At 42.1% G+C, this 13,338-nt stretch carries 17 protein-coding genes; all 17 read right to left on the bottom strand.

The genetic code is table 11. From position 1 onward, the window contains the following. Positions 1–4 precede the first annotated feature (4 nt). The gene (locus tag LI164_RS08725) at positions 5–907 is read right to left on the bottom strand and encodes a polyprenyl synthetase family protein (RefSeq protein ID WP_117494199.1); all 903 of its coding nucleotides are present in this window, start codon (positions 905–907) and stop codon (positions 5–7) included. Further along, positions 891–1,106: an exodeoxyribonuclease VII small subunit gene (gene xseB / locus LI164_RS08720; protein WP_005330243.1), complete on the bottom strand. Its 216-nt coding sequence runs from the start codon at positions 1,104–1,106 to the stop codon at positions 891–893. The genes LI164_RS08725 and xseB overlap by 17 nt, the downstream gene beginning before the upstream one ends. After that, positions 1,099–2,310 (bottom strand): exodeoxyribonuclease VII large subunit, encoded by a 1,212-nt coding sequence (xseA, locus tag LI164_RS08715; RefSeq protein WP_117606097.1) that lies wholly within the window; start codon positions 2,308–2,310, stop codon positions 1,099–1,101. Before xseA ends, xseB begins: the two co-directional genes overlap by 8 nt. Before the next feature lie 86 nt (positions 2,311–2,396). Beyond that, positions 2,397–2,795 (bottom strand): transcription antitermination factor NusB, encoded by a 399-nt coding sequence (gene nusB, locus LI164_RS08710; RefSeq protein WP_005330241.1) that lies wholly within the window; start codon positions 2,793–2,795, stop codon positions 2,397–2,399. After that, entirely contained in the window at positions 2,796–3,179 is a 384-nt protein-coding gene (locus tag LI164_RS08705; RefSeq protein WP_005330237.1) for an Asp23/Gls24 family envelope stress response protein, read from the bottom strand. A gap of 96 nt (positions 3,180–3,275) precedes the next feature. Beyond that, a complete protein-coding gene (locus LI164_RS08700; RefSeq protein WP_005330235.1) occupies positions 3,276–4,880 on the bottom strand; it encodes a peptide chain release factor 3 in 1,605 nt (534 codons plus the stop codon). Between the two features lie 212 nt (positions 4,881–5,092). Beyond that, on the bottom strand, positions 5,093–5,719 hold the full coding sequence (locus LI164_RS08695; RefSeq protein ID WP_005330233.1) for a SpoIIIAH-like family protein: 627 nt from the start codon (positions 5,717–5,719) through the stop codon (positions 5,093–5,095). Further along, on the bottom strand, positions 5,720–6,364 hold the full coding sequence (locus LI164_RS08690; protein WP_081445637.1) for a stage III sporulation protein AG: 645 nt from the start codon (positions 6,362–6,364) through the stop codon (positions 5,720–5,722). Continuing rightward, a complete protein-coding gene (locus LI164_RS08685) occupies positions 6,312–6,695 on the bottom strand; it encodes a stage III sporulation protein AF (RefSeq protein WP_005330230.1) in 384 nt (127 codons plus the stop codon). The genes LI164_RS08690 and LI164_RS08685 overlap by 53 nt, the downstream gene beginning before the upstream one ends. Before the next feature lie 61 nt (positions 6,696–6,756). Further along, a complete protein-coding gene (locus LI164_RS08680) occupies positions 6,757–7,890 on the bottom strand; it encodes a stage III sporulation protein AE (protein WP_227087006.1) in 1,134 nt (377 codons plus the stop codon). Between the two features lie 110 nt (positions 7,891–8,000). Continuing rightward, positions 8,001–8,387, bottom strand: a complete 387-nt coding sequence (locus LI164_RS08675) for a SpoIIIAC/SpoIIIAD family protein (RefSeq protein ID WP_005336643.1) — start codon at positions 8,385–8,387, stop codon at positions 8,001–8,003. 38 nt (positions 8,388–8,425) lie between these two features. Beyond that, on the bottom strand, positions 8,426–8,620 hold the full coding sequence (gene spoIIIAC, locus LI164_RS08670) for a stage III sporulation protein AC (RefSeq protein WP_005336645.1): 195 nt from the start codon (positions 8,618–8,620) through the stop codon (positions 8,426–8,428). A 62-nt stretch (positions 8,621–8,682) separates the two neighbouring features. Then, positions 8,683–9,201, bottom strand: a complete 519-nt coding sequence (locus LI164_RS08665; protein ID WP_117656872.1) for a stage III sporulation protein AB — start codon at positions 9,199–9,201, stop codon at positions 8,683–8,685. Next, the gene (gene spoIIIAA, locus LI164_RS08660; RefSeq protein ID WP_005330216.1) at positions 9,195–10,145 is read right to left on the bottom strand and encodes a stage III sporulation protein AA; all 951 of its coding nucleotides are present in this window, start codon (positions 10,143–10,145) and stop codon (positions 9,195–9,197) included. The genes LI164_RS08665 and spoIIIAA overlap by 7 nt, the downstream gene beginning before the upstream one ends. 124 nt (positions 10,146–10,269) lie before the next feature. After that, a complete protein-coding gene (locus tag LI164_RS08655; protein WP_040015208.1) occupies positions 10,270–11,373 on the bottom strand; it encodes a hypothetical protein in 1,104 nt (367 codons plus the stop codon). A gap of 23 nt (positions 11,374–11,396) precedes the next feature. Then, the gene (locus tag LI164_RS08650) at positions 11,397–12,221 is read right to left on the bottom strand and encodes a TPM domain-containing protein (RefSeq protein ID WP_005330212.1); all 825 of its coding nucleotides are present in this window, start codon (positions 12,219–12,221) and stop codon (positions 11,397–11,399) included. A gap of 15 nt (positions 12,222–12,236) precedes the next feature. Then, a complete protein-coding gene (locus tag LI164_RS08645; RefSeq protein ID WP_227087005.1) occupies positions 12,237–13,310 on the bottom strand; it encodes a hypothetical protein in 1,074 nt (357 codons plus the stop codon). Positions 13,311–13,338 lie beyond the last annotated feature (28 nt).

Raw genomic sequence — 13,338 nt, 5'->3', positions numbered from 1 at the left:
CCCTCTATTTTTTCCTGTGAATCAGCTCCATAAGCAATTCTTCCAGATATGGATTCTCATTCGGAAGTGTCCGAAGCAGGCTGATCGCCTCTTCCGATTTTTCTTCGACCACTTTCTTTGCATCGTCAATGCCAAGTAATGTTACATAAGTAGTCTTCTCATTCTTTTCATCACTATGTATCGGTTTGCCAAGTTCTTCCTGAGTGCTTGTCACATCGAGAATATCATCTTGCACCTGGAATGCCAGTCCAACAAGGCTTGCAATACGCTCTACCGTCTTTACCTCTTCCTGGCTTGCTCCACCAAGAATTGCTCCGATCATCATAGCAGCTTCGATAAGTGCTCCGGTCTTTAATTCGTAGATCGTATCTAACACATCTTTTGAAACAGCATGCCCGGTCTCTTTTACATCGATGACCTGACCTCCAAGCATTCCGTAAATTCCGGCTTTCTCACCAAGTACGCGGATTGCATTTCCGATTGTCAGACTATCTTCCGGTTCCAGAACAAATGCTTTGACTGCTGTCTCAAATGCGTAATTCAACAAAGCGTCTCCCGCCAGAATCGCCATGTCTTCTCCGTATACAACATGCGTCGTCTTACGCCCTCTTCGATATTCATCATTATCCATTGCCGGAAGGTCATCATGTACAAGAGAATATGTATGAACCATCTCAATCGCTGCCATAAATGGCTCAATTACTTTTGAGTGACCGCCGAACAAAGTATAAGTCTCCTTCATCAACATCGGACGAAGCCTCTTTCCTCCGGCCAGAAGACTATATCCCATAGCTTCCATAATAATTTTCTGGTATCCCTTTTGCTTTGGCAGGTAATTCTGCAGAGAATCTTCAATCTCCCTGACTTTCTGCTCTTTTTGTACTTTAAAATCAAGATTCAAACTCATGTGTCTCTCCTTCACTATCCAATACAAGCATCTGCTTTTCGATTTTATCCATCTTGTCATTGCATGCCTTTAACATATCAATGCCTTGATGATACATCTGAAAAGAATCTTCCAGAGATACTTCCGGCTCCTCCATAGCCTGGATCAGTTTATCCAGTTCCTGAAACATCTCATCCAGTGTTTTTTCTTCCTTAGCCATGGCGCTCCTCCTTTACACTCTCTACTATCATCTGAATGGATCCATCTGTCACATATGCCGACAGATGATCACCACATCTGACCTGTTCGATACTTCGGACTGCTTTTTTGTCCACATCTTCAATATATGCATATCCCTGATTCAGTTTCTGAAGTGGGGATAATCCTTTCATCTGTTCCATATAAACTGCAAACCGGTGTCTATACTGCTCTACTTTGCGATGCAGCAACATATGCAGCTTTTCTTCTGTATCCGCCAGTCTCTGCCTATCTTCTTGAAGCTTATGCTCAGGGTGCAGATACTTTAACTTCGTCTCATACTTCTCGATTCGAAGTCTAGATACCTCCATTTTTCTTCGCAGATAGCCCTGTAACTGACTTCTTCTTACATCCACCTGTTCCTGTGTCTTCCAGTAATCATACACTGCCAGTTCTGCTGCTGCAGAAGGAGTCGGTGCTCGAAGATCTGCCACATAATCTGCAATAGTCGTATCCGTCTCATGCCCTACCGCAGAAATCACCGGTGTCCGGCAATAAAAAATTGCTCTTGCAACTTCTTCTTCGTTGAACGCCCACAAATCTTCAATGGATCCGCCGCCTCGTCCGACAATGATCACATCTATGTCATCCTGATCCAACATACGTATACCTTTTACAATGCTCTCTTTCGCGCCTTCTCCTTGCACAAGTGCCGGGTACAAAATAAGTTGTACAAAAGGATTCCTTCGTCTGGAAATGTTCATAATATCCCGGATCGCAGCTCCGGTCGGTGCTGTCACAACACCGATTCTTCGTGCATATGCAGGAATCGGCATCTTATATTCCGAAGCAAACATTCCCATCTCTTCCAACTCACGCTTAAGAGCCTGAAAACGCTCATAAAGAACACCTTCTCCGTCCAAACGGATCTCTCTTGCATATAACTGATAAGAACCTCCTCTTTCATAGACATTGACCTGCCCGAACACTACGATCTGCTGTCCCTCACACATACGAAAAGAGAGCCCGCCGCGCTGCCCGGCAAACATTACGCAGGCAATCGTTCCAGACTCATCTTTCAGTGAAAAATATATATGTCCTGAAGTATGGTATTTACAATTAGATACCTCGCCCTTCACATAGATACGGTTCAACATGTAATCCTGTGTAAACATGTTCTTGATGTAAGCATTTACCTGGCCTACCGTATATACATTCCGTGTCATTACACACCTCTATATTCAAGATTCGCCCGCGGGGCAACATGTAATGTTCTACTCAATCCCCCGTCAGGCGTATATCAGTCTGTTATTTATGACAGCCGGGCCAGCACACCATTGATAAATGCCGGGCCTTCATCACCACTGTATTTTTTTGCGAGCTCTACCGCTTCGTTGATTGCAACTCCTACCGGTACGTCCTCGTCATATTTCATCTCATAGACCGCAAGTCTTAAGATACTTAGATCCACCTTGTTCATGCGGCTTGTCTTCCAGCCTGTCACATGTTCATTGAGCATCTCATCAATCTCTTCAGATTTCAAGATGACGTTCAGAGCCTTGTCTCTGATATATGCCATGTCTTCCTCTTTTGGTTCCTGGTCAAGCTGTTCAAAATAAAGCTGCATCTGTTGCGGCATCTCCTGATCACTGTTAAATTCATAACTGAACACCATTCTGAAAATGTGTTCCCTCATCTCTGTTCTCTTCACTTATGCTTCCTCCGGCACATCAACTCCGGCTACACGGATATTCACGTCCGCAACCTCAAGTCCTGTCATATTTTCAATTGCAGCTTTTACCTTCTCCTGCACTTTTGCTGTAATATCTTTAATACTGTATCCATAGCTCATATTAAGAGCCAGTGTCACAGTCACGATGCCGTCCAGGACATCTACTTTTACACCCTTGGATAAAGATTTCATTCCAAGCTTTGCGATCAGCTCTCTTGTCGCATTCCCTGCCATAGAAGAAACACCTTCTACTTCCATAGCTGCAAGTCCTGCGATAATTGCTACAACTTCATCGGCAATCTTTACTTCGCCCAGATTCTCATCTGACTTTATTGTATAAGTTTTCTTTTCTTCTTTACTCATATCTACCAATCCTTTCGGTTTTTCTATACGTCCTTTTTAAGCATTTTACCACATTCGCATACATTTGCAAAGGTTCACGGTAAATATTTACAAACCTTATCGGGCAAATTCAGTCAGAACCAGTCCATCGTTACGCTCCTGGGTCATGCGGATACTCCACTCATTGACAAAAAGAAGAAGCGGACGGTCTTTTAAATCCTTCACTTTCTTCATATCAGAAGTACCTGAAAGTTTTGCAAGATCGAAGTCCTGCGGATTATCAATCCAGCGGATATACTCATATGGCAGATTCTCCAGTCTGATATCTACGTTATATTCATTCTCCAGACGATATTTTAAAACATCAAACTGCAAAACTCCTACAACTCCTACAATGATCTCTTCCATACCTGTATTAAACTCCTGGAATATCTGGATCGCACCCTCCTGCGCAATCTGATTAATTCCTTTGATGAACTGTTTACGTTTCATCGTATCGACCTGACGCACTCTTGCAAAATGTTCCGGTGCAAAAGTCGGGATTCCTTCATAACTGAACTTGTCAGAGGAGGTTGTCAATGTATCTCCGATTGAGAAAATCCCCGGATCAAAGACACCGATAATATCTCCACCGTAAGCTTTATCCACCATGTGGCGCTCACTGGCCATCATCTGCTGTGGCTGGGAAAGTCGTACCTTCTTGCCTCCCTGCATATGGAATACATCCATACCTGCCTCGAATTCTCCGGAACAGATACGCATAAATGCGATACGGTCACGGTGTGCTTTATTCATATTTGCCTGAATCTTAAATACAAATGCAGAAAAATCGCCTTCTTCCATCGGGTCAATCTCACCTTTATCAGACTTTCTTGGAAGCGGTGATGTAGTCATCTTAAGGAAATGCTTCAAGAATGTCTCTACTCCAAAGTTCGTCAGAGCAGATCCGAAGAATACCGGTGAAAGTTCTCCTTTACTTACCATCTCCTGATCCAGTTCTGCTCCGGCTCCATCCTGAAGTTCAATCTCTTCCTCCAGCTTTGCTTTCTGCTCTTCACTGATGAGTCCATTCAGGGAAGGATCATCGATCGGCACAATCTGCACTTCTCCCTGTGTCGTACCCTTTCTTGTATCTGAGAATAATTCCACACTCTTTGTAGCACGGTCATAGACACCGCGGAACTCCTTACCGGAGCCGATTGGCCAGTTGACCGGGCAGGTCGCGATTCCCAGTTCATTTTCAATATCATCTAATAGTTCAAATGTATCCATCGCCTCACGGTCCATCTTATTGATAAATGTAAAAATCGGAATATGGCGCATCGTACATACTTTGAACAGCTTTCTTGTCTGTGCCTCAACACCCTTGGATGCATCAATGACCATGACCGCAGAATCTGCTGCCATCAGAGTACGGTATGTATCCTCTGAGAAGTCCTGATGTCCCGGTGTGTCCAGAATGTTGATACAATATCCTCCATAATTGAACTGCAATACAGAAGAAGTAACTGAAATACCTCTTTCTTTCTCAATTTCCATCCAGTCAGAAACTGCATGTTTTGATGTTGCTTTTCCCTTTACACTTCCCGCCTGATTGATTGCTCCTCCATATAGCAGAAACTTCTCAGTCAGAGTCGTCTTACCGGCATCCGGATGGGAAATGATCGCAAATGTTCGTCTTTTCTCAATCTGTTTCTTAACATCGTCCTTTATCTTTGACATATATTTGAATTCTCCTATCTAAACTGTCCCATCTTCACACTTCATATCTACATCATATTTTTTACATTTATTAAAGTTATGAACAAATGTGGACTTATCTCATGTTTCAATCAGCGACATACATTATAGCATAAGGAGACATTTTCCTCAACGAAAATTTGGCGGCTGTAGATAGCCGCCTTATCGCAAAGTAACAAGTCTGCGTAAATCGATTATTTTCCTTCTGCATATACTGGAGTGATTACAATATTCTGCGCTGCCACGCCTGTTTTCCTTGTTACAATGTCTTCAATCTGAGCCCGGTTTGCTTCCGTCAGTTCTGATGCATTGACAACAACGTCTGCAGAGTCCTCTGAAATACTGACTACAGAATCAAGAAAGCCTTTTGACGCCAGCATTGTCTCTGCTGCCGTTTCTTTTTCTGCAATCTCTGTCATGGCTACCATCTGCGCCACAGCGTCCTGCTTCTGGGCATCACTTAAAGAGTCACTGTCAATGATGCTCTGAAGCGTCTCCTTGTTCTTGGCACGCACCTGTTCTCTTGTGACCTTCGCCTGTGCAGCCACTGCCTGAGCATCCCCTGAAGTTAAGACCGCTTCGCCTGGATTGCCATCTACTTCGCCTTCATCGCCGTCCTGGCTTTTGATATCCCCGGAAGCACTGGCAACATCTTCATCAGAAATATCCAGAAGTTCTTTATTCGCAAGGTCACTGCCTGCCTCCTTCGTATTCTGAGATCCCGGTAATAATCTTCCGGAATAATTCAGATATCCTGCTGCTGCGATCATCACTGCAAGAGCCGCAATGATCAATTGATTCTTTTTTAAGATTCGCTTCACTTACTTCACCCTCCCGCCTTTCATTATTCTAATCTTATGCGTGTCTATCTCAAATAATGCCTGCACAGCTTCAGTAATATTTTTTACGACTACTGCATCGTCTCCGCCCGGCGCAATCACAATCACACCTTGTGCTTGAGGGGAAAGCTCCTTGCTGACATAAGGCTCCTGTACACCGGAAGTGCTGCTTCCACTATTATAGACTGTCGTCTCCTGTGTATCATGGCTGCTCGTTGTCCTGCTGCCTCCCTGACTGTCCTGCTCGGACACATTTTCCTCATTGGACTTTCTGTCCTTTTCAACCACCTTTTCACCATCAGACTTCCAGGTAATCATCACCTGCACCTGTCCCGCCCCGTCAATCTGGGAGAGAATCCGTTCCAGTCGTTCTTCCATATAAGCTGTATACTCACTCTGCTTTGTCGTTCCGACACTGCTTTTTGACGAATTGGCCAGTGTTTTCTTAGTTCCAGTATTGCTGTCTTTCTTAGTTCCGGCAGGAATTGAAATCACGAGTAAAAGAATTCCCACCAAAAACACGATAAGAAGCTGATCTTTTTTTACCTTTCCATGCTTTAAATGTTCAAACACCTTACGGATTTTCACTGCCGTGTCCGATTCGGATTTCCTCCACCTGGATTCCACCGGGCTCTCCCCCTTCCACGTTTTCACTTAGCTCATCTTCTGCGTTTCTGTTATCCTGAGATTTCATCACAGATTCCAATCCGGAGGTATTCTTTAACATCTCCTCTACCTGTGTCTCCATTGCATCATACTGATCTTGAAACTGAACAAATAGATCATCTGAAGTAAAGAATTTTATCACAGGCGATGCTATCAGAATGATCAGCACCAGTCCTGTAAAAAAATGAATGTACTTGCGGTCTTTCTCTCCTGGGACAAGCTGTAATACTGCCGTCATAAAAATCAGATATCCAGCCAGTTTCCACACCCAGTCATAACATTCCTGAACCACTTGTTTCTCCTTCCTGTTTCTGTCTTATGTCTTTTCACAGTTTCATTTTGCTGTAAAGCTTTTATGTTGTCCCAGTAGATGCCGCCACCAGTATAATTGTAATAAGGAACAACATTCCTACTGTAAACACTGCCCGGATCAAAAGCCTCATACCTTCTCCTACAGTCTCCATACATCCAATAATCCGGACATCTGATACCGGCTGCATCAGAGCTGCCGCCAGTTTATAAAGAAGTGCGATTGCCCCTATCTGTACAATCGGAATCAGGCAAAGAGCAAAACAGATAATTGCTCCCACTACACCTATTCCATTTTTCACAAGCACTGCCGAAGCAAAAATCACCTCTGTCACACCGCCAATCGCATCTCCGATCCCAGGTATTGCCTCAGTGCCCCTCGTCAACGCACTTCTCTTGACTGTATCCATAGCAGGACTTAAAAGGCTCTGCACCAGATTCAGCCCCACTACACCTGCCAGAATTGTCTTCATAATCCACACAAGTACAGTCTTTATCAACTCTGCCAGTTTGCTCAGATACGATTCCTTCGTCAAATAATTCAGCATACTTACTAAAATATAAATATGAATTGCCGGGAGCACCACATACTCCAGAAACATCTCTACCAGATATACAAGAAAAAGCGTCAGGCTGTAAAAAGAAATTGCAGTCACACTCCCTTTTGCGACTGCCACCGCCGGAAAATAAATAGGACCAAATACTGTCATGAACTGTATCAGATTGCTGATTCCTGCCTCCACCCAGTCCATGATGATCTGGCAGGAATTCAGACAAAGTGCCACAATCAGAAAATACATCACGTAAAAGCCCGTGTCTGCTGCCTGACCATTTCCAAATGCCCGGACAAAATTCGTAAATACTGCCGCCATGATCGCCAGCATGAGAATATGTATCAGGTTCTGCCTGCTGCTCGCAAATGCATAGGAGAACTGTTCTTTAACAAGCTGCTTCAATAATTGCGCTGAAAATGTAATATCACCGGACAGAACTCCTATAAGTATTTCTTTAAAATCCAGCCTTTCCTTGGGAAAAAGTTCTTTTAATGTCTCATCAATTTCGCCGTAGTCGTACTGATCTGCAAACTGCCAGACAACACTTGAAGTCAGTGCAGATTCATCGTTTATACCTGATTGCAGCTGTGATGCATAAACATTTCTCCCAATAAGTAACTCCATACAGAAGCACAAAAAAAGCATCCCTAATCCTACAAATCTCCGACACATAAATCTCCGGGAATTTTTCGTGAATTTTTCCACGTCCGATATTTTTCTTATCAACATACGCTCTACCCCAGAAACCCTCGTACAACCTCCAGAAGTGTCATAAGAATCGGAATACACAAAACCATGATCCCAAGCCTTGCAAATATTTCAATCTGAAGTGCAACTGACTGATATCCTGCATCTTTACAGATTGCAGACACAAGTTCCGACACATAAGTAATTCCAAGCATTTTCAATAAAATTGCGACATATGCATAATCTAAATCCAAATCCTCTTCCAACTTATCAAATGCATGGATCAATATTTCCAGATATCCCAAAATTCCGCCAAAAATTAAAATTCCCAATACAACACTTATATAAGTGCTATATTCTGTTTTCCCATTTTTAAACTGAACTGCCAGAAGAACTCCGGCAACTGCGAGAACCCCTACTTTCAAAATACTCATGTAAGATGCCGCCTTTCCTTTTCGCGCTCACTGCTCTTTTACAGTGTAAACAATCTTTGAATCGATTCAAAAAGTTCATATATGTAAGGTACAATCCAAAATAATACAAGAATCAGGCCTGCAAGGCTTGTCAGAAATGCCTGTTCCTCTCTCCCACTGTGTTTGAGCACCTGACTTATAACAGACACAAGAATTCCAACTGCTGCAATTTTGAAGATTAAATTGACACTCATAGTTACCTCCTGATTCACATTCGCAGCTCATGGTTTTTCATTTACAACTAAATATTCCTTTGTTATATCAAGAATATGGTAATCAATATGCCTGCACTTGCTCCAAGACAAATTCGCACTTTCATTCGCATTTGAATATCTTTTCTTATCTCGTCCATCTGTAATTCTATTTGTTTCAAATAACGTTCCATGGACCAGATCTGCATCTGCCGATCGGCTCCTCCAAGATTTCTGCCCAGCATTTTTAAATGGTTTAAAGCTTCCATACCAAGTCCGCTTTCCTTCAAAAAACCATTGACATTATCCTCCCATATTTCAGAAAATGTCTTTCCATCTCTTCTTTCCATCTGTATTTTCATTCCAAGCAGCCAATTTCGATATGGTGCATCCACTTTTTTCGAAAGACATTCAAACATTTCTCCAAATTCCGAGCCCGCATAACTTAATTCATTTTTCATCATTCCAATCAAATGATATATTTTTCCTAACGCCTGATAGGAGTGTTTCACTTCTTCTGCTTTCCAGATTCCAATCCCGGTCATAGAACTTACTATAAAAAGACTTCCAAGAAACTTTAACATATAGCAGTTTTTTCCTCCTGATCCTGATACAGAAGCGAACCTCTCTCATCATAAATTTCCTGAATCGTTCCTATCTGTGGCTCATTTCCAAGTAATACATAACGTTCAAATCTTTTTTCCCGTATCAACCGATCAAATACTGGTTTCTTTTGTAGTTCCTCCATAGAATCTGCGTGAGCTGTTGCAATCATACGGCAGCCGCAATGCATTGCATATTCAATAGCATGTACATCTTCACTCCCTCCAATTTCATCAACTGCAATAACTTCGGGACGCATCGAACGAATCAGCATGATCATTCCCTCAGCCTTTGGACACCCATCCAGTACATCTGTACGGATTCCCAGATGATTCTGTGCCACACCTCTGTAACAGCCGGCAATCTCTGAACGTTCATCGACAACACCGACAGACATTCCCTTAATAAACTCATTGCCTTCTGAAATTTGTCGTATCAGATCCCGAAGTAGTGTCGTCTTTCCACAACCCGGAGGCGAGACAAGAAGTGTATGATATAATCGCCTGTGGAAAGTAATATAAGGCAATAGTCCATCTGCACATCCAAGTATTTCATGTGACATTCTCACATTGATCGATGAAATGTATTTTAAATTTTTCACCTTTCCGTTTTCCATTATAGCCTGTCCTGACAGTCCCACTCTATGCCCTCCTTCAATTGTAATATATCCCTGACTCATCTCACGTTCATAAGAGTACAGTGAATATCCACTGATGTAATCTAACATTTCCCGTATTTCATCTTTTGTGATGTAATACGGCCTGCCGTCTGCCTTAGGAATCACTTCATTTCCTCTGTACAGCAAAATCAAAGGTTTTCCGACCCGAAGCCTGATTTCCTGAATACTCTGGAAATCAATATTCTCTCTCTTAAGAACCTCCCTGAGCTGATGCGGCAAAATGGTTAAAATAACTTCTTCTTTCATGATTTCTCACCTCTTACTCTCAATATATGTAAATGGACAGGATTTATGACTGGTTTTTTTCACTAAGAAAGGATACCCTGTCTTCCAGAGTACCCTTAACTGTTGCCCGACACGAAGTATCATCTTAATAAGAATAAAACCATTCTGTACTTGCATCTGTAAATGGAAATATTGCATCTCCACTTCCTTCTGTTACAAGCATTTCTCCATAATTTACCATTGTATAAAACTCTCCCTCCCGTGTACCATCAGGAGTGTACAACACATAATGTACAACGAGTTCTCCATTTCTGAACTGGTCTGTTACCTCAAAAGTTCCCGACCAACATTCCAAATCATGTCCCATTTGACCATACTGGAATTCAAAATATTGATAATCTCCAAAATACATTCCGTATGTAATATTCTGTCCGGACTGATTTTTCAATTCTGTTGATAGCCATTGCCCGATCAGTCCAGGTTCTTCTCCTGCAGCCTCTAAAGGGGCACCATAACCTTCCGGATCACCGCATCCTCCGCATTCTCCGCCTTCATTCCAGACTGGTATCTCCAGATTATCATAAAGCGTGAAATCATAGATTTCCATCCCATCCAGATTATATGCATACAATGCCCCATCCATGAGACTTAATGATGGGGAGTAAGAAAATGTCTCTGTCCCTTTTGTCAATGTGATGACAACATTGTAACTCAGCTCACTGAGATTACACTTAAGTATCACAGGAGCTGCCTTTTGGCTTATGTACAATGTATCCCGGACCATTGCATTTGCATTTTCATCCCAATCAAAAGACTCAACCTTCATAGCATACTGAGTACTTTGCGGAACAATTGCATATACTTCTTCCCCGTTATAGGAAATGTAATTTTCTTTTGGGACATCTGCCAAAAAAGAATATTGTTCTTCATATTTTCCATTCTTCAACAGCGTCCGGACTTGATCCCGAAATGGACTGTTATCATCTGCATATCCAAGGTATGCGGCTGCCATTGGCATGCGGCTTCTCCTTAGATTCTTCTGAAGGTTTTGGAGTGACTGTTCGGATTTTGAAAGATCTTTGTTATCCGCTTTCACAGTTTCCTTTTTTCCCTGCTGGCTTTCCTGACGATTTTCCCGCTTTCTTTCCTGCTTTTTTTGTTTTCCATTACAACCAGAAAACGCCATTACCAGCACTAAGACTATAGAGATAAGCAATCTTATTTTTCTTTTATATAATCTCTCGTTCACTCTGTCACCTTCTTTCGTCCTTACTAAAAGCTTCCGCTCTTTCCTCCGTGAGAAGTTCCTGATGATCCATTATGGACCGAACTGCCACCTCCGGAAGAATTAGAATTGTTATTTTGAATCACCCGCGTAGTCACAGTTCTGTTCACGAACCGATCAGAATTCATCGTCAGTCTGAGACTTCCTGGTTTTGTATATTCCTGAGCTGCCACCTGCTTTTTCACAGATTTAAGTTTTGCTTTTTTTACATTTCCCCAAATCAATGCAATTAAAATTCCAATCGCCAGATCACCAAATATCCAAAACGGTGAGACACTTCCTTTTGGCATATGTCCTGAATCATATGGTTTACCTTTCTCTGCCTGGTTCAGGAATTTATCGCTTAACCTGGCAAATGTAGTAAAAGCTTTGTTATACTTCTCATCACTAAGATAAGTGATAAATGTTTCACCGATATAATCAAGTCCTGCATCGGTAAACGCATCGATTGCATCTCCGGTCGTACACATATTCCACTGCCGTTCTTTCATGCTGACCATCAGCATAATTCCGCTTTTTTTCTCACCTTGCCCATATCCCATCGAATCATAGAAATCCTCTGTAAATGATTCGATATCCTGGCCGTTTGTAGTATTGGCCACTGCAATCACAACGTCACAATGATGTTCTTTGCTGATTTTATCCAGTTTTTTCTCAAGCTTTTGAGCCTGACTACTACTCAAAAGTCCTGCGTCATCCAAATATCTCGGATAGTTTTCATCTTCTGCCATTACCGGAACAGACATACTAAATACCAAAAGGAAAGAAAGAATCACACCGAATATTTTTTTCTTTTCAGAACTCATTTTCATCTTTGATCCCTCCTTCTATATCAATGTCACGATCCACATGACAGCATAAATAATTGCTCCAAGGATCACTCCTCTAAGTCCTACAAATTTCCAGAAAACACCTTGATCTGCCGGAAGATCTCCAACCATCTTTCCCGTCTGTCCATTCATGGCAAATGTATATTTTTCTCCTTTCCAGGTCGTATTTAAAACCCAGACAGGATACATTGCATACCAGTACTGCGCACTCATAATATTAATCTGACGATTTGTAGTAGTAACTGTCTGATACCCTTTTACAGTCTCTCTAAGAGCATCTTCCGCACTTTGCCGGATCCGATTGGTTGCACGCCCCATACATTCTTCCATATTCACATCATATCGGTCTGCCACATATCCGGCAAGATACGGTGTCTGAAATGGCACAGCATCTTTAAAATCATATGGTTCGATTGCTTCCATAAGTGCATCGTCCATTTTTCTTGAACAATCTGTTGGAACATGTTCAAATTCAATGCCGCCGGCTCTGTCCACATGATAATATTCATGCTCCGTATGTTCTTTATTTCCCTGTCTCCAGGTTCGTATCCGCTCTGCATTGTATGTCATATATGCCTGTGCATCTACATCGAACAGCCAGAATGGAACATAGACACCTACAATCTCATCAATGTGATTTTCAAAGCTGAATACTTTTGGAAGAAATGATTTCTTTTCTAAATGTTTATAGTAAGCTGCTTTTGCAGCCTTTTTATCCAGCTTAAACGGAATGATATAATCCGGCCTCAATTCTCCTTCAAACTGGCCTTTTAGAACAACACGATTTCCACAGAACGGACATGTCGTAGCTCCTGTTGTTTTGTCTGCTGTAATTTCACCGCCACAGGACTGACAAGAATAAACTGCCATGCCAGAAATTTCATCTTCTTTCCATTGTGCTCCATTACCAGCTTCCCAGCGTGTTTCCTCTGGATTTTTCTTCTGTTCCTGTTCGAATTCTTCAATAGATACTTCTGTGTCGCAAAATGGACATTTCATCTTTTGAGATCCGCTATCAAACTCCATAGCTCCTCCACATGCAGGGCATTTATATTCTCTTAAATCAGACATCCTCTCAACTCCTTTCCTTAATTAGTTA

This window comes from Dorea sp. 210702-DFI.3.125, assembly GCF_020560945.1.
In the GTDB taxonomy this organism is placed as follows: domain Bacteria; phylum Bacillota; class Clostridia; order Lachnospirales; family Lachnospiraceae; genus Dorea; species Dorea formicigenerans.
This window is presented reverse-complemented; position numbering and strand designations above follow the sequence as displayed.